Here is an 18074-nt window from a genome sequence, read left to right as displayed (position 1 = left end):
CTCGCATCTAAGCGATATGTTCTAAGCAATAAGCTCTAAGCTCTAAGCTCTAAGCTCTAAGCTCTAAGCTCTAAGCAATAATGAGAGATTACAGCTTGATAGTAAACTCTTCTCCAGTATTCTCGGCGATCACCAAATGACTGCGCGTCTCGATGTACTCTATCTGCTCTTCTTCAAGAGAATACGGCATAACAACTTTGAGCTCATTGATCCCTTCCAGCCTAGCTAGCTTAAGTAAGGTAACAATGTTTGACTCATCACTTTTACGCGTCGACATTGATTTTAATGCCATCTGCCATAAACGATCTTCAGGGCTTGCTAGCTCTTTAATGCTATCTCGCCAGACGGTACTGAATACTGGCGCAATTGTGGTTAGTGCTTCCAGAAAAGTCCATTTTTTACTGCATGAGGCGCCAAGAAAGGTTGTGTAATCGAACTCTACACGCGTCTCTATCTGTTTTTCCATGATGTCCCCCGACACTTTGACAACACAATATACTCAATATCTATCAACTCTTTCTTTATAGCAATAGGATATAGAAGAATAGTCTTTTATGACCTTTTGATTGGTTAAAAAGGCATATAAAAATCAATTTTGTAACAAAATAAGCACTGAATAATCATATATGCACCTATTTGATTAATATTTTAGAGATAAAACTTATCTATCTATTTTATATCAATTATCCGGCTCGCTTTTTTGTATTGAATACGCCAGCCAGACCATGTTGGCAGCTCCCAACGTTTTGGTGATAACTTTCGGCTACCCGATTGATAGTGCACGTAAATCAGCTTTCGTGCGGGCAAGTATTCTACATCGAGTTGTAAGTCGGCAAGGCTCAGTGCAAACGGGTATTTTTCAGAGAACTCTGAATAGAGCCAACTTGGAATCCCATCGAAAGGTATGTCTGCATGGTCGAACATTTCCAATTCGCTCACATCAGTGACACCTAGCACCTCAAGCTGCTCTATCAACCATAGCTCAAAGTTAATGTTCTCAATTTCTGGTGTGTATTGGGTTTGTTCATCGAGACCGAGTTTCACATACAGCTGCCAATGCTTGATTTCTCGAGTTCGCATTTCAGCAAAACCTGGAAGCTGAACACCACCCAACACAAGATCGACAATCGGCTTTAATGATAACTGCCCCTCAGCGGCCACGAGCTTGGTCGTGATCGTACGGCCTGCGTACACCAACGCCATCTCGGTAAAGACGCCGTCATCATTTACTCTTGTTTCACCTTGCTCCCACTCTCCTAGTTCAGCTTCAACAATAAGCTCCAGAGGAATAGGCGCAGTTGTAGTGGCTAAGGTCAGTGTCTGTTTAACGCCTCTTCCCGGTAAACTATGAGTGTCTAACACCAACATCGCTTGCGCATTATCGGGGAAACGATTCTGACGACCAAGTACTACTTCTAACATCCCATTGGCAAAGGCTTCTTTCCGTTTCAGTCTGCGTACGAACACCAGTTCTGGGTGAAGTTGAATAATAGTGTTAAGCAGTTCGACACGTTGGTAACGAGACGCAACCTCTAACTGCGGAAGTTCAAACACCTCACGCATTTGCTTTGCCAGCCCTTGTGCTTCATTCAGTGCCTGTTGGTCGATTTCTAAATGCGGATAATCGCGACCACGAACAATCTGAATTAACAGGCTTAAGTCACACCCTTCTTTCTCTTGTTGAGCGAGTGCTTCAAGATGTTCTGCATTGCTCGGCAACTGATACAAACGAGCAGGAACGGACAACGCCGCGGTGAGATCGACCATCGCTTCTTTTAATGCTTTGGTTTTGATTCGAGTAACAATATCGGCATACAAAGCATCAATCGGCAGCGGATACAGCTTTTTGCCATGCTCGGTAATTTGATGGTCGCTATTAATCGCCTCCATCGTGAGCAAGGTTTGAGTCGCGCTGTTTAATGACTTCTCAGGAATAGGATCAAGGAAGGACAAGCTCTCAAACAGAGCACCACAACATGCCGCGGCCAACATAGGTTCTGTCAGCTCTTCACGCTGCAATTCAGGTGGTGTGACTAACTCTAACGCCGCATGTTCGCCATATAGACGGACACAAATGCCATCCATCACTCTACCCGCACGGCCAGCTCGTTGTTTGGCACTCGCTCGTGATATGGATTTAAGCATCAGTGTGGTTCTTCCGTTTCGTTGAACGGTGCGTCTTTCTAATCCTGAATCTATCACCACACCAATATCAGGTATGGTGAGGGAGGTTTCAGCAACGTTGGTCGCAAGTATGACCTTTCTCAGGCCATTACCTTCAGTATTGATATTACGACCCGATAACGCTAAATCTCGTTCTTTTTCACTGACTGACGCATGCAACTTCACCACTTGGATATCTGGATTCTTTGCCAAGGCTTGCTCACATTGCACGATCTCTTTTTTACCCGGTAGGAAAACCAAGATATCGCCATGTGAAGCGATCAGTTGATGATTCACTTCTTCAGCAATGCGTTGCTCTAGATGTCGAATATCGGGCAATGCTCTGGATTCATTCGCCCTGTGTTCAATAGCAACTTGATAAGTTCGGCCTTCACAGCTAATTCGATTCGCATCCAAGTAATGAGCAAGACGCTCCCCTTCAATGGTTGCTGACGTGATCACCAAGCGATGGCTCTCTTTTTGCTTCAGAATCGCCACCAGCAGATCAATGTCCCAGCGCCTCTCGTGAAATTCATCCACCACAATCACATCAAAACTGGTTAATCCGTCCTCTGATAACCAACGCAGCGCGATACCGGGCGTCACAAACACAACGTTGGTTTGCTCGTTGTATTTCGATTCAAGCTTAATCGCATAGCCGATCTTGCTACCCAGTTTTTCACCCGACTGCTGCGTGAGATATTTGGCCAATGACGTACAAGCGATTCTTCTCGGTTCCACCACCAAGACTCGACCATGCTCAGAAGCCCAAATAGGTAGGCGTGTTGATTTGCCCGATCCAGTTTCTGCTTCGACTACAAGATGAGAATTGGCGATTTGTTCGTGGAATACGTTTTGATAAGAATCGATAGGAAGTAATGACATAAAAAGGAGAAGTCGCGAAAAAGTGTGAGCGAAGTATAACCAATTATGGCGCTAGAATTCGATAAGTGTGGGACATGGGTAAGAATATCATTTTGTTTGCAAAGATCGGAGGGAAACTATTTACAATTGAATAACTAAACCGTTATCATTTTTCGGTTACCCTTTCTCCCATATTAGGCATCCAATGAACAACGATAAACGCCCTCTATATATCCCTTATGCTGGTCCTGCTCTACTAAGTACCCCTCTTCTAAACAAAGGCAGCGCATTCTCTGCTGAAGAGCGCAGTTCTTTCAACCTTGAAGGCTTGTTACCGGAAACAACCGAAACAATCCAAGAGCAAGTAGGACGTGCATACAAGCAATATTGTAACTTCGAAAGTGATATGGATAAGCATATCTACCTTCGTAACATCCAAGACACTAATGAAACGCTTTTTTATCGTTTAGTTCAAAATCACATCTCTGAAATGATGCCTATCATTTACACGCCAACGGTTGGCGCAGCATGTGAGAACTTCTCAAATATTTACCGTCGTGGCCGTGGTCTGTTTATCTCATACCCGAACCGCGATCGTATCGATGACCTACTGAACAATGCGACAAACCACAACGTTAAAGTAATCGTGGTTACGGATGGTGAACGTATTCTTGGTTTGGGAGACCAAGGTATCGGTGGTATGGGTATTCCAATTGGTAAGCTAGCACTGTATACAGCTTGTGGCGGTATCAGCCCAGCTTACATGCTACCTATCGTACTCGATGTCGGTACAAACAACCCGCAACGTCTTGCTGACCCAATGTACATGGGTTGGCGTCATCCTCGAATCACAGGGGCTGATTACGATGCGTTCGTTGAAGAGTTCATTCAAGCCGTTCAACGCCGTTGGCCTGATGCATTAGTTCAGTTCGAAGATTTCGCACAAAAGAACGCAATGCCTCTACTTGAACGCTACAAAAATCGCCTATGTTGTTTCAACGATGATATCCAAGGTACAGCAGCCGTAACGGTTGGTTCTCTATTAGCGGCATGTAAAGCAGCAAATAGCAAACTTTCAGATCAACGCATCACCTTCTTGGGTGCGGGTTCTGCAGGTTGTGGTATTGCTGAAGCTATCATTGCTCAAATGGTGTCTGAAGGTATCAGCGATGCGCAAGCACGCTCTCAAGTTTACATGGTTGACCGTTGGGGTCTGCTACAGGAAGGCATGCAAAACTTGCTTGATTTCCAACAGCGCCTAGTACAAACCAACGCGAACACCAAAGATTGGGAAAGTGACGGTACTGGCTTCTCTCTACTCGACGTTGTTCGTCACGCGAAACCTACAGTATTAGTTGGTGTATCTGGTGCGCCGGGTCTGTTCAGCAAAGAAGTTATCAAAGAGATGAACCTTCATTGTGAACGCCCTATCGTGTTCCCGCTATCAAACCCAACAAGCCGTGTTGAAGCAACACCAAACGACATTATTCGTTGGACTGATGGTCAAGCACTTGTTGCGACCGGTAGCCCGTTTGAGCCAGTCACTCATAACGGTACCACTTACCCAATCGCTCAGTGTAACAACAGCTACATCTTCCCAGGCATTGGCCTTGGTGTATTGGCTGTGAATGCTTCACGCATCACTGATGAAATGCTGATGGAATCAAGCCGTGCTCTTGCAACATGCTCTCCACTAGCAATCAATGGTTCAGGCGCTCTACTTCCACCATTAGAAGAGATCCACACCGTATCGAAGAAGATTGCCCTCGCTGTTGGTAAGAAAGCAATTGAACAAGGTGTTGCTCTAGAGATCACTGAAGAAGCATTACAACAAGCGATTGACCAGCACTTCTGGCAGCCGGTTTACCGTCGCTACAAGCGTACTGCATTCTAATAAAGCGTGCTGCGCTTTGAAGAATGCGTACTGCGCTCTCAATAAAGCGTACTGCGCGTTGAATAAAGAGCGTTAACGACTCTTATATCAGCCTCTGCAACTGCAGGGGCTTTTTTCTTTACACTGTCTTGTCTTTTTAGCTGATTTTTCTCATTTTTATTTGGTATTATCGAGCACTCAAAAATTAATGCTCAGCCAAAGGACCATACCGAGAGTGAAATTTGATTCTCACATTTTCCGTAGCTACTTATTAAAAGCTTACAAAAAACTGCAAGGTTTTCTGTTTGGCGCTTTCCTCGTGTTCTTAGTAGGCAGCGCTGCGGTTATTGCGATCGATTATTGGGTTTCATGGCAAGCGGAAGATCGCATCATCTACGATATTGATGAAGTGCCCGAGCTTGAGGTCGCGGTTGTGCTTGGCACAAGCAAATATCTGGGCAGAACACTCAATGACTATTATAAACACCGAATTGAAGCTGCGATTGAGCTGTTCGATCGTGAAAAAGTAGACCAATTTCTACTGAGTGGCGATAACGCTCATCGCTCATACAATGAACCGTGGACGATGAAACGCGACTTATTGAAAGCGGGTGTCCCCGATGAACGCATCAATCTAGATTATGCTGGTTTCAGAACCCTAGATTCGATTGTTCGCGCCAAGAAGATATTCGATACTGATAATTTTCTGATCATCACTCAGAAATTCCACTGTGAAAGAGCGCTCTTCATCGCCAATTCTTACGATATTCATGCGCAATGTTTGGCGGTTTCAGGACCGACTCATCACTCAGGAACCTCAATACGTTTACGTGAAGTGTTTGCGCGCACCAAAGCGTTTCTTGATCTGTATATTATTGGTACTGCGCCAAAATTCCTTGGCCCTAAAGAGCCGATTCAACCCAGCCCAAAACCAGGATCATTGCCGATTCCTAACCCAATTGCAGACCCCACTGCAAACCCTATTCTAGCCCCCTCAACAAGCCCTATTGAAGACCCAGCAGAGACCGATGTGTAGAAAACTACACATTTTGAATTTGTTGCCTCACACTTCCCCATTGTTAAGCAAAAACACACCAACACTCCTTTATTAACTTGAGTAACATTCTGCCAACAAAGTCTGACCCTACATCAAGTCTATATACCTCGAAGCTTTTTACTTTAAGAGCGGTATAACTTGAAAACAAGATACCTCGAAAACAATAAGCACCGCTTTTGAAGTTAGTGCACCAATAAAACGAGGATAAACAAAAGGAGCGTCTTATGACGGCACTTGTTACTACACTGAAACACTGGTTGTTTACCCGCAACAGCATGATATTAATTGGTAATTTCACGTTATTTGCACTTTTGCTCAATACCCTGCCATTCGAAGCGCAAGTGAATACAGGTTTAAGTATTCTCGTGTTCGTTGCCATTTTATGGTTAACAGAAGCTATTCACGTCAGCATCACCGCTTTGCTCGTTCCCCTATTGGCTGTCTTGTTTGGTGTATTCAACACGCCCGCTGCGCTGGCTAACTTTTCGAACCCAATCATCTTCCTATTCATGGGTGGCTTCGCATTAGCAGCCGCACTGAATAAGCAAGAGCTCGATAAAGCGATCGCTGACAAAGTCCTGTTGATAGCAAAAGGCAGAATGTCGGTCGCCGTGTTCATGCTGTTTGGTGTGAGTGCAGGTTTATCAATGTGGATCTCAAACACAGCCACCACAGCGATGATGCTTCCTCTTGTTCTTGGCATCATGAACAAGGTTGACCAAAGTGAAGACAGAAACACCTACGTGTTCGTTCTACTTGGTATTGCTTACTGTGCATCCATTGGTGGTATCGCAACCTTAGTTGGTAGCCCACCAAACGCAATCGCTGCTGCAGAAGTTGGTTTAAGTTTCACAGAATGGATGGCGCTAGGCCTACCTATATCAATGATCTTATTGCCAATCACGATGATTGTTTTGTACGTGATGACTAAGCCTAAGCTCGACCATAAATTTGAGCTAGACCATGCTCCAGTTGAGTGGACAAACAGCAAAAAAATCACACTGTCTATCTTCCTTTTAACAGTCACGCTTTGGATATTCGGAAAACCAATCAATGCAATGATTGGCGGTTTCTCTAAATTTGATAGCTTGGTGGCGATTGGCGCAATTGTACTGCTTGGCGCTTCTAGAGCAGTGGAATGGAAAGACGTTGAGAAGACAACGGATTGGGGTGTACTGATCCTGTTCGGCGGCGGTATCTGTTTAAGTAACATTCTGAAAGCGACTGGCACCAGCGTATTTCTAGCACACTCATTAAGTGGCTTTTTAGAAACAGCAGGCGTGCTTCTTACGATTCTTGCAGTGGTAGCATTCGTGGTATTCCTAACGGAATTTGCAAGTAACACTGCGAGCGCAGCCTTGCTTGTTCCTGTATTTGCAACCATTGCTGAAGCGTTGGGTATGTCACCTGTTATCTTATCTGCACTGATTGCGATTGCCGCATCTTGTGCCTTCATGCTACCAGTGGCGACACCACCTAATGCGATTGTATTTGGTTCTGGTCATATCAAACAAAAAGAAATGATGCGAGTCGGTATGGTGTTGAACCTAGTTTGTATCCTAGTACTAACACTGTTCGCTTGGATCTTCTGGTAAGCACGAACGTCTTTCGGAAAATGCTCCAACTGAACTGGCTGCAGTTCCCCCGCTGAACCAGTAAAAAAATGTCCGCTCAGCTAGCAAGATCAGTTTATCTAACAAAATCAGCTAAACGGGCATCTAAAAACAAGAAACGTTTTCCCTTTTGGTGGCCCCGCGCCACCTTTTTTATATCAACTTACCACCAACCACTCATTACCGTTCTAAGATCTGGCTCTCACGCCACACTTGGAACCAAACGAGTCCAACCTAACAGCAGCATAGAAGCACACATAACCCAAACGACAGTGGCTAAAGAAAGCGTCGATACCAAATTGCAGCGATAGCTGAACACATAAACCGCGCCAAGATAAGCCGCGTACGGCACAAGCGAGAACAAACCAAAGAGTGCCGTGGTACGTAGCTCCACCATGGTTTGTTCCGTACCAACAATGTAGTGAGCAATCAGAGCAAAGGTTGGAAACAACGGCACTAAGCCAGCGATGTAAAAGCTCTTACTTTTCGACAACAGCGCAATCAACAGAACAGCCGCGGCACCCAGCAGACATTTAAAGAACAGTGAGATCATTTTTTATACGTTATCCAAGCAAATCAACAAACGCTCTAGAGAGTAAACTCATATAGCACCCATAAAAACGCCACACGTCACATATGCACGTGTGGCTTATAAACTAACCAAAACAATTTTCAGATTAATGACTCAAGATCACCTGATTTCGCCCTGAATGCTTCGCTTGATACAAGGCTTCATCAGCGCGAGCAATGGTCTCTGTTACACGCTCTTGTTTCATCTCAGCAATACCGATACTGCAAGTGAGTGGGTCGCCATGAACCCAAAGGTGTTGGCTGACTAAAAGTCGAATCTTCTCAGCCTTTCTCTGTGCTTCACCAGACTCAGTCTCTGGGCAAAAAACAATAAACTCTTCACCGCCCCAACGTACCAATTTGTCAGTCGCACTAATCGAACTGCCAACCACCATGCTGAATTCTCGTAAAATATGATCACCCATTTGGTGTCCGTATTTATCGTTAACGCTCTTAAAGTAATCAATATCGAGATACAACATGCTCAGCTTTCCATGACCTTGTTTCACCTGCTGCGACTGCATTTTCAACCAATCACGAATCGCGTGTCGATTGAGTATCCCAGTCAGTTCATCACGATGGGCCTTTTCTGAGAACTCAAAGTTTTGCTCTCTCAATGCTCGATTGACGTTCTTTAAGTGATGATGTCTTTTCTCTGCAATCACCATGCGTTTTCTTGAACGGTGCAACTCTGAAAGCAGAAACACTGTGCCCGTACCTACCCAAACAAACAGCAAGATAAGGAACAAGCTTTCGCCTGAAATATAAGATCCCTCGAACTCAATACTACGGATAACAATTCTATGGTGGCCAAGCTTTGCACCAGATGCGGTAGCAAACTCGACCATATTCACGTTCGAATACTCAGGAGCCGAATGTTCTAGCGCGATATCGTTATCGGCGAGCCACCATGTCATCACTTGTAAATTGTCGATTGGAATCTCAATAACGCCGCCATCCACGCCAGGCGAAAACTCCATGCCGTTGTACTTATGCGTGTACTCGTCATCAGGAATTGAGTAAGCGGGATTGTAATTGCGTAGATAGGTTCTTAAACGGCCACTAGAATCCGCTTCCGCATGGTAATCAATATTCACTCTAAAGGTGTGGTACTGGGAAAGGTCAAGACCAACCGTGATGTCTGGGTTGATACGAATCGACAATCCGCAATAAGGCCACGGATACTCAGACTCTTTAAGTTCACAGTCGAGAATATACTGCCCATTTTGATAAGATAATTGGGAGGTACTGACACCCCTATCAACTTGATCGCTGGTCGCGATAAATTCATATTGTTCAGGCGTAACTGCCGTTATCACACGATTTCCGCTCACACGGTAATACTGCACAATGGCAAGTGTTGCGATAACTAAAAAAACAACAATTTTATGGATCCACTTCACGTCTAAGCTTCCGGCTTAAGGTCCCTATAGTTGGGATTTCACGATAAAAAATAAGTTGGGTGAATTAGTGATCTTAATACCAATAAATCACTGAAAAACGTTATATCACGCTCGAACAAAATGTCATACTATATTTTTATGCACATATTTAGTGCCAATTATTCACGCCGAGAATCAAGTAATATTGCGTATAAAAACAGGCTCTATTTGTTATACTCATCGCATAATCATCGTTAACCGTAGCGCCTGCTTACAGAGCGTCCGAGTCGACGAAATAATAATCAAAATACAACGAGTAATGTCATGTCTTTATTAGCAAAAGGAACACTCAAGAAAATGAGTGCTTCGCTTGATGGTGCGGTTACCTACCGTTTACCTGTCGGTGAAGAGTTTGTAGAACTAAACCCTCTGATTGGTAAAACCATCAACCTCACTCACACCGGTAATATTTTTTGCTGCTCGTGTGGTAAGAAAACCAAGAAAAGCTACTCTCAAGGCCACTGCTTTGTGTGCATGAGGAAGCTAGCAAGCTGCGACATGTGCATCATGAAGCCAGAGACTTGTCATTACGATGAAGGTACTTGTCGTGAGCCTGAATGGGGGGAAGAGAACTGCATGGTTGATCACTTCGTCTACCTGTCGAACACTTCAAGCCTTAAAGTGGGTATCACTCGTCATACACAGATCCCTACACGCTGGATCGACCAAGGTGCCACTCAAGGCCTGCCTATCTTAAAAGTGAAAACACGTCAGATTTCTGGCCTGATTGAAGTTGAATTGGCGAAGCACATTGCAGACAAAACCAACTGGCGCACGTTGCTAAAAGGCGACGGTGACGATATGGAGTTGGTAGAAAAAGCCAAAGAACTATTGCCACTAGTAGAAGATAAGATTCAAGAGATCAGAGCAAAGTTTGGTGACGATGCTATCGAGATACTCAGTGAGAACATCACTTCACTAAGCTACCCAGTTGAGCAACACCCGGTGAAAATTGTATCGCACAATTTTGATAAGAACCCAGAGGTAACAGGTGTACTTCAAGGTATTAAAGGCCAATACCTTATCTTAGATACCGGCGTGATTAACATCCGTAAATTTGGCTCTTACGAAGTAGAAGTTTCTGCTTAGTAAGCTTACGGTTTTGAGATGATCGCTGTTTTGATAAACCAAAGCTAAACGGCTTTGATGAGCTAAACGGTTTTGATGAACTAAGATCAAAATGCCCTCAGCAATTGCTTGAGGGCATTTTTGTATCATGACCAGACATTAAAATGGGGTGACACTCTAATTAGCTTTGTTACTTAAACTTCTCGGTTGATTGGAGTTATTAAAGTGATTGAGTTCGTTTAGTACGGTAATGCTTGGCTTATATCGCTAACAAACACTTCACCGCACACGCAGTTCTTTCCATTTGCTTTAGCTCGGTAAAGAGATTGGTCAGTCAGATTCACAAGCGTATCGATGGACACTTGTCCTTCGCAAGATCGACTATCACTCACTCCGATACTCACACTCACATTAAAACGAATCTGTTCGCCCACTTTGAACTCGATCTGATTAAATTGCTGCCGGATCTGATCAGAAACTTCTCGCGAAACTTGAGGTGACGCATTGGGAATAAAGAGAATAAACTCTTCTCCACCCCAGCGGCCTGCCACACCACCGACTCTCTCAACATTACGTTTAGTAATGTTAGCCAATGCGCAAATAACCTCATCACCCACCATATGTCCGTAAGTATCATTGATCGATTTGAAGTCATCGATGTCAAGCAGCATACTAACGACATGAGTATCAGAGGCAATATGCTCCCTTAACCACTCATATATAGCTCTGCGGTTGAGTAAGTCAGTCATTTCATCGTAATTCGCTTGATGAACCAATTGCTTTTCCAACATCACCTTTTGAGTCACGTCTTCGAGCACAACCTGAACGGCTGGCTGACCTTGCCAAGTAATCGCATTATCGTAAATATTGAAGAATCGATGAACGCCATCGAGCCCAATGTTTTCAACCACGGTGCTGGTTCCAGACAACTCACCAGACACGATCGCTTGATAGTGCTTACTGATGCCATCCGCATTCTGTTTTGGCACCAATTCGAGGATAGAGTCCAGCTTTAAAACTTGCTCGATAGAAGTACCGCCCTGCATTTTGACCCACGATTGATTGACCATCAGCGGTTTGAAATCTCGGTGAACCAAGATGCCCTGCCCTGATTGCATGATCATATCGTGGTACATCTTATCTTGCTCACGCACCGCATTTTGTAGCTGGATCGCGGGGGAAAGGTCGATCACCGTGACTTGCAGTGCAGGCCGGCCTTGCCACTCTGTTACATGGTCAATAGAGAACACAGTGAACTCTCGACCATTGCGATCAACATTAACATAGGTGTGGACCTGCGGATCGCGTTGACCACTGGTCGTTTCAAGGTAATTTTGATAGGCTAAAACATGGTATTCTTCTGAGATTAGATCTAGGAAGCTATCTATATTAATAAGTAGTTCTTCGGGTGATTGGTATCCATAGATGCGAGCATAATTAGCGTCAACACTAACTACATTCATATCTTGAATAGTTATTACACCGTACGTGGATTCGAAATTTATTGAAGACATTGCCAACTCCGCACTCTCGCTATACTCCACAAACTGGAGCATAACAACACATCCAGCCAACGCTTCCACACAATCTATCTCGCGCTAGGGACATTAATATGCTATCTAGTATATCGTACTGTTGCAGGCTTCTCTACAATTCAATCGCTAACACGAGTTATCAAAAGTAGACAAATATCTCAATCCTATTATTCGCGTCAAAAAACAAAAAAAGATAACGTATAGCTATGTAAACATTATCTTTTCTTTTTACTTTGAACTGACTTGCCACTCTAGTGCTCGCCACCTCAAACTCGTTCACTACTCTTGTTAGCCTGTGCGTTATTCATTCCAATCGGAAAAATAAGAGACTAAGAAGTCGATGGCGAGCCGTGCTCTCTGTGGAAGGAAGCGACGGTTTTGATATACGATCCAACTGCTTGTACCGGCTCCCCAATATTCTTCTAACACGGGAACGAGTTTTCCATTGCTAAGGCCACCATTGAAGCTACTTTTGGGAAGGTAAACGATGCCAAGCCCCTCTTCACACGCTTTAAGTACCGCACTCGAGTTATTACTTTTCCAACGTCCATGCACTCGCACCGCATTTAATGGTTTTCCGTCTTTCTCAAACAACCACTGATCACTGTTGGCAATAATACAACTGTGCAACTTCAACTGTTCTGGCTGTGTTGGAGAACCAAATTGGTCGATGTAGTCCTGACTCGCGGCCGCTGCCATCGGGCGATCCACTAACTTTCTCGCCACCAAGCCAGAATCATCAAGTCGACCATAACGAATAGCGAAGTCGATGCCGTCTTCAATGAAATTAACCATGTTGGTATTGAAGTTCATTTCGATGGTGAGTTCAGGATGATCTTTGGCAAATTCCATTAGCGCCGCAGCGACATGATTCTCGGCAAACGCCCCCGCCGCACTCACTCGTAATGTGCCACTTAACTGAGCTTGTTGAGAAGTCACTTGCTCATTTGCTTGTTGCAGCCCAATAACCAGATCTTTGCATTGCTGATAATACGTATGGCCAGACTCGGTCAAACTTACCATACGAGTAGAGCGAGCAAGTAACGCAACACCCACTCTCTCTTCTAACCTTGAAACTTGGCGGCTTACATGACTGGTACTGCAACCCAATTGTTTTGCTGCCGCTGAAAAGCCGTGACACTCCGCTACCGCCACAAACTCATTAATACCTTCAAAGCTATCCATACTTCACCTGCTTATATCTAACTCATTCGCGTCCGATTAGTTCGCATCCCACTGGTTCGTATTCCACTAGTTCAAATCCGACTCATTCATATCTTCATACCCAACTATTGCTATATAGCAATAATGTTTTGCGTATTACCCATATTATCACTCATACGATTTGCAATTAATATAACGACATCAGCAATTCAACTATGCTTAGACAAACATCAGCCCTGAAGGAACGAATCATGAAAAAAATACTAATCCCAGTGACTAACCACGCAACACTAGGCGATACAGACCAAGCGAACGGTACTTACGCTCCAGAACTGACTCATGCATTGAAAGAAATCATTGCGGCAGGTTTTGAGTACGACATCGCTTCTATCAAGGGTGGTAAAGGTCCACTGTATGGAACCGATATTGAAGGTGATTCAGTAAACGTGGAGATCTTGGCTGACGATGACTTCCAGAACCGCATTAACAACACGATTCCTGTTAGCCAAATTAACGTAGAAAGCTACGATGCTATCTTCTACCCAGGAGGTTTCGGCCTACTGTCTGACTTAGCGACCGATGAGCAATTCGCAACCATCGCCGCTAAACACTATGAAGATGGCGGTTTGATCGCATCAGTATGTCACGGCCCAGCAGCGCTGCTTCCTATTACATTAAGCAACGGTGAGAAGTTACTGAGTTCTAAATCGGTGACCGGCTTTACACGTGAAGAAGAAATCGACTTTGGCACCATCAATGACATTCCATTCCTATTGGAAGAATCTCTTGCTCGCAGTGCAGCACGTTTCAACAAGGTTCAACCTTGGCAAGAGCTTGTGATTGTTGATGAGCGAGTAATAACAGGCCAGAACCCAACCAGTGCGCACGCAGTAGGTGCAGCTCTAGTTAAGCACCTGTCTTAGTTAAATCAAGGGCTTATTCGAATAACTGGCGTTGATCAAATAAGCTCAATCAAACAAAAAGAGCATGCTTCCTACTCAATATTATTGAGAGAAGCATGCTCTTTTCTAATTCTGTAGCTATTAAAGTGCTAGTGACTTCTTGCTAATTACTTCTGCTAGTGGCTTCGCAAGATCCCTTCAAGCACATTAAACAACAAGTCGATCTCTTCAATCGAGTTGTAATGCATACAACCAATACGCACCACGCCCTGCTCTTCAATACCCAACTGCTTCACCAGCCCTAATGCGTAGAAGTGACCATTCCAAACACAGATATTGTGCTCACCTAGCTTCTTAGCGATGAACTCTGGAGAGTAGTCATCAAAGGTAATCGCAAAGGTTGGGGTTCTTAGATTCGAATCAAACTCGGTTTTCCCGTAAAGCTTTGCTCCGTCAAGATCGGATAAGCGTTTAAGGAAGTACTCACTGAGTTGGCTTTCATGCTTATTATACAGCGCGTAACTTTGCTCTAAACGAGAACGTAATGAATCAGCTGGATCACCTAACTGCGCCAAGTAATCCACCGCCGCAATCACACCCGCAAGGCCTTCGAAGCTTTGCGTGCCTGTTTCAAATCGACCTGGACCGATATTGGTTGCAGGTTCTACCTTGTAAGGCTTTAAAGTATGCAGCCATTGAGGCGCAACATATGCAATGCCAACATGCGGGCCGAAGAACTTATACGCAGAACACGCTAAGAAATCACAATTCAGCTGCTGAACATCGATCAAATGATGCGGTGCGTAATGAACCGCATCGACATAAACCTGAGCACCGTGCTGATGTGCAAGCTCGATAACTTTTGCCATATCAACAATCGAGCCAGTGGTGTTCGACGCAAACGTCACCGCGACAAGCTTGGTTTTCTCGTTAAGCAACGATTCAAAATGCGCCATGTCCAAACTGCAATCCGACTCATTGACGCGAACTTGGCGAACAATCGCGCCTTTGTCGTCTGCCGCTTGCTGCCAGCTCGATACGTTCGAATAATGGTCGAGCGCCGTGACGATAACTTCATCGCCCTCTTTCCAATCGCGGCTGATCGCTCGGCTAAGTTGGAAGGTCAGAGATGTCATGTTCGCGCCGAACACAACGTTGCCAGAAGACTCCGCATTAAGCAGTGCTTGCGCCGCTTCTCGCGCTTGCTGCATTAAGCTTGTGGTCTTTTGGCTAGAAAAATAGTGCCCGCCTAGGTTTGAATTGAAATGCCCTAGGTATTCCGTCATCGAGGCTAATACACTCTCAGGCACTTGAGAACCGCCCGGACCATCAAAGAAGGTTACAGGTTTATCATTATGGTACTGACCTAAAGCACTAAACTGCTGGCGTACATCATTAAGAATGAAGGACATTGCGCGCATCCTTAGCCGTTAAAACAAACACATCCATGTAACCCTTCTCTTCGTGGTCTATGGTGCGGATAGGTTGTGCATTGTGCCAAAGCTTACTGTCTGCAAGCATCGCAACCTCGCCATCGCCTAACACTTTTCTAAAGAACGGTGCTTCATGGCTTTCTTGATAAAGCATCACTTCACCACCAACAATGTTGTGACGAGTAACACCAATAATGGCGATGTGGTCAAAGCCGTCTTGATGGACACCTTCCGGTGCAACCTGTGTTTCTTCGTAAATAGCAGCAATACGGATCTGATGGATTTCGATTTCTTGCCCGTCTTCAAGACCATTGGTTTCAATAAACAGTTCACACATTTCCTGCATGCCTTGACCGTTTAAAATATCTTGTTCAACGGCTTCAAATTGGCGAACCACATCACCTTGAAAATGATTGATGTTTTCAGACTGAACAAAGTTATGTTTGTCTAGCTCAACGACCTGTCCATTACTGAATTGAACCACCGAGTACCTTCTCAATCGGAATTGGCCGTCCGCATGCTCTGTGCTCGGTAGCTTAGAGAATGATGGTGACAACTCCTTAACTGCGTGGTTACTGAGGTGGGTAATATGTAGGGTATTTTCGTGAGCATGTAACATCATCGACTCCTTAATGATTGTTAATTTACTTTCGACATTTAACGTTTTATTTACATAAAGGATACTTGAAGATCTCGCCAAATCAACATTAAACAATCATTTATCCCGTCAGATTTAATAATTCAGATTCTAAAACCAACTTGAAAATCAAAAGCAGTGTATAACACCAGAATAAAAGATGACCAACTCTTAAAACTAGCACACTCCACTAGCTAGTTATAAATCCCTAAAAATTTAAATTTAACGATATTATTAACTGGCAAGCCATGTTTCATATTGTGTCAGCCCTTTCGCTTCAATACGCCAGCCTCCTTACATGAGCTCAGCCCTCACTCTCGCCATCATTCATTTCTATGCTTTTACACAGCAAAATACGATCTACCTATCAGTTGCCAAGCTATTGATTATTTACACAACAAACTGAAATTGGTTAATTTATCAGTAAGCCAGAAACCAAACGCCTTTGCTTGCGCGTCTGGAACAGGTCGAGTTCGGGGGGAACTCGGCCGCCCCAAATGGCTGCTAAGACTTCACTGATTGCCTCGAAAGCATTTGAAGTGACATGTTACGAAGGGATTTACTCAGTGGTATCTGAGATACCAGAGCGTGAAGTATTTGAAATCCATTACGACGAAGGACGTTACTTCGAGATTGGCGGCATGTGTTCACAAATGTCAGACAGTTTTCGCTAACACGTTTATGCCGCAAAATAGCTATGCTGATCACTTAATCAATTGTTTCCACTCTCTTTCATATTCCTAATAAACGTGCAATTGGGTACACTGATGTAATGAGTTATATATTGCATATAAGGTAGTTGTATATGAAGCTTAACTTTAGGAGGTATAGATTTTAGCTGAACCTCCAAAGGGTTTTGTTGTATAGAAGCATTTTCTACCGGTACCGTCATTTGTAACTCAGGGGCAAAACCTTAAAGAGATGGCCTATCGTCGAGATGGCATACTAGCTTAAAGCTTTATATTGATTCATGGCTCAATAAAAACAAGCCTTTCAATGTTAGAGAATGGGATTAAAAGAATGAATAATGAGCTATTTGTCGTTATTAGCGATATACATGCAAGTGAAAATAACTGTGATGAAGTTAATAGACGACTTACTGAACTCAAAGAATGGATAAAAAGAAAGTGTATATGTGGTGAATATAGTTCTGTAGCTATACTAGTAGCTGGTGATATTGCTTATAGTGGCTCTAGTGAAGAGTACGACCTAATACGATCGTCTTTCAAATCTCTTTCAAATGAATTCAAAATAATACTCACTCCAGGAAACCATGACCATGATTTTTCTAAATATACAGGCGGAGCTCGTGATGTATTGATCAATTCAAAGGGTGTTCCTTTTGACAAATCTGTCTATCAAATTGTAGCAGCTGGCCAACAAGATTATTTTGATTTTGAATCTGATATTTGTAACGTTGAGGCTTCGAGCTCAACTCTGCTATCCAAAGAATTTAAACTTAGCAATAATATATCTGTACAAACAACAAATACAGCATGGTGCTCGAAAATTAATGAAAAGGGTGGAGACCTCACAGTCCCCATTGACCAGTTAATAGAGCCTTCTGGCAATGAAGAAATCAAGGTTTCGTTCTTTCATCATCCGCTAAGCTGGTTAGAACCAAATAACCATAAAGAAGTTAGAAACTTCCTTAATAGCAATAGAAATATCATTATATCTGGTCACGAACATATCGAACGCAGTTTTAAAGTTGAAACTGATAATAACAAAAGGCGTTGTTGATCAAATCGGT

At 43.8% G+C, this 18074-nt stretch carries 15 protein-coding genes; 7 read left to right on the top strand and 8 right to left on the bottom strand.

Features of this window, described 5'->3' with window-relative positions:
* Window positions 1-88 precede the first annotated feature (88 nt).
* Window positions 89-466 carry a hypothetical protein gene (locus BCU75_RS18840; RefSeq protein WP_004733416.1) on the bottom strand — a complete coding sequence of 126 codons (378 nt, stop codon included), beginning with the start codon at window positions 464-466 and terminating at the stop codon, window positions 89-91.
* Between the two features lie 203 nt (window positions 467-669).
* The gene (locus tag BCU75_RS18835; protein ID WP_102474729.1) at window positions 670-3048 is read right to left on the bottom strand and encodes a helicase-related protein; all 2379 of its coding nucleotides are present in this window, start codon (window positions 3046-3048) and stop codon (window positions 670-672) included.
* Between the two features lie 184 nt (window positions 3049-3232).
* Here BCU75_RS18835 and BCU75_RS18830 point away from each other — a divergent pair, with 184 nt between their 5' ends.
* From BCU75_RS18830 to BCU75_RS18820, 3 genes are all read left to right on the top strand, one after another.
* On the top strand, window positions 3233-4921 hold the full coding sequence (locus tag BCU75_RS18830; protein ID WP_076678874.1) for an NAD-dependent malic enzyme: 1689 nt from the start codon (window positions 3233-3235) through the stop codon (window positions 4919-4921).
* A 214-nt stretch (window positions 4922-5135) separates the two neighbouring features.
* Complete coding sequence (locus tag BCU75_RS18825; RefSeq protein WP_102474728.1) at window positions 5136-5936, top strand: SanA/YdcF family protein; 801 nt, start codon at window positions 5136-5138, stop codon at window positions 5934-5936.
* Between the two features lie 245 nt (window positions 5937-6181).
* A complete protein-coding gene (locus BCU75_RS18820; protein WP_054547383.1) occupies window positions 6182-7552 on the top strand; it encodes an SLC13 family permease in 1371 nt (456 codons plus the stop codon).
* Window positions 7553-7772: 220 nt separating this feature from the next.
* Here BCU75_RS18820 and BCU75_RS18815 read toward each other — a convergent pair whose 3' ends face one another.
* Both BCU75_RS18815 and BCU75_RS18810 read right to left on the bottom strand, forming a co-directional pair.
* Window positions 7773-8123, bottom strand: a complete 351-nt coding sequence (locus tag BCU75_RS18815) for a GlpM family protein (protein WP_102474727.1) — start codon at window positions 8121-8123, stop codon at window positions 7773-7775.
* Window positions 8124-8247: 124 nt separating this feature from the next.
* Window positions 8248-9543, bottom strand: a complete 1296-nt coding sequence (locus BCU75_RS18810; protein WP_102474726.1) for a GGDEF domain-containing protein — start codon at window positions 9541-9543, stop codon at window positions 8248-8250.
* A gap of 303 nt (window positions 9544-9846) precedes the next feature.
* On the opposite strand from BCU75_RS18810, the gene BCU75_RS18805 reads away from it, so the two are divergent.
* Complete coding sequence (locus BCU75_RS18805; RefSeq protein WP_102474725.1) at window positions 9847-10671, top strand: DUF2797 domain-containing protein; 825 nt, start codon at window positions 9847-9849, stop codon at window positions 10669-10671.
* A gap of 218 nt (window positions 10672-10889) precedes the next feature.
* Here the strand turns inward: BCU75_RS18805 and BCU75_RS18800 are convergent, their stop codons facing one another.
* Complete coding sequence (locus BCU75_RS18800; RefSeq protein ID WP_102474819.1) at window positions 10890-12113, bottom strand: sensor domain-containing diguanylate cyclase; 1224 nt, start codon at window positions 12111-12113, stop codon at window positions 10890-10892.
* 372 nt (window positions 12114-12485) lie between these two features.
* Window positions 12486-13370 carry a LysR family transcriptional regulator gene (locus tag BCU75_RS18795; protein WP_102474724.1) on the bottom strand — a complete coding sequence of 295 codons (885 nt, stop codon included), beginning with the start codon at window positions 13368-13370 and terminating at the stop codon, window positions 12486-12488.
* A gap of 230 nt (window positions 13371-13600) precedes the next feature.
* Here BCU75_RS18795 and BCU75_RS18790 point away from each other — a divergent pair, with 230 nt between their 5' ends.
* Complete coding sequence (locus BCU75_RS18790) at window positions 13601-14272, top strand: type 1 glutamine amidotransferase domain-containing protein (RefSeq protein ID WP_102474723.1); 672 nt, start codon at window positions 13601-13603, stop codon at window positions 14270-14272.
* 155 nt (window positions 14273-14427) lie between these two features.
* Here BCU75_RS18790 and BCU75_RS18785 read toward each other — a convergent pair whose 3' ends face one another.
* Entirely contained in the window at window positions 14428-15663 is a 1236-nt protein-coding gene (locus tag BCU75_RS18785) for a cysteine desulfurase-like protein (RefSeq protein WP_102474722.1), read from the bottom strand.
* On the bottom strand, window positions 15647-16303 hold the full coding sequence (locus BCU75_RS18780) for a 2OG-Fe dioxygenase family protein (protein WP_102474721.1): 657 nt from the start codon (window positions 16301-16303) through the stop codon (window positions 15647-15649). The genes BCU75_RS18785 and BCU75_RS18780 overlap by 17 nt, the downstream gene beginning before the upstream one ends.
* A gap of 515 nt (window positions 16304-16818) precedes the next feature.
* On the opposite strand from BCU75_RS18780, the gene BCU75_RS24280 reads away from it, so the two are divergent.
* Window positions 16819-16995, top strand: a complete 177-nt coding sequence (locus BCU75_RS24280; RefSeq protein WP_157933915.1) for a hypothetical protein — start codon at window positions 16819-16821, stop codon at window positions 16993-16995.
* Between the two features lie 346 nt (window positions 16996-17341).
* Window positions 17342-18064 (top strand): metallophosphoesterase family protein, encoded by a 723-nt coding sequence (locus BCU75_RS18775; RefSeq protein ID WP_241905394.1) that lies wholly within the window; start codon window positions 17342-17344, stop codon window positions 18062-18064.
* The last annotated feature ends 10 nt before the right edge of the window (window positions 18065-18074 follow it).

Origin of the sequence: Vibrio splendidus (assembly GCF_002873455.1) — a bacterium.
Taxonomy (GTDB): Bacteria; Pseudomonadota; Gammaproteobacteria; order Enterobacterales; family Vibrionaceae; genus Vibrio; species Vibrio splendidus_J.
The sequence above is the reverse complement of the archived record's forward strand: the minus strand, read 5'-3'. Positions and strand labels throughout refer to the sequence as shown.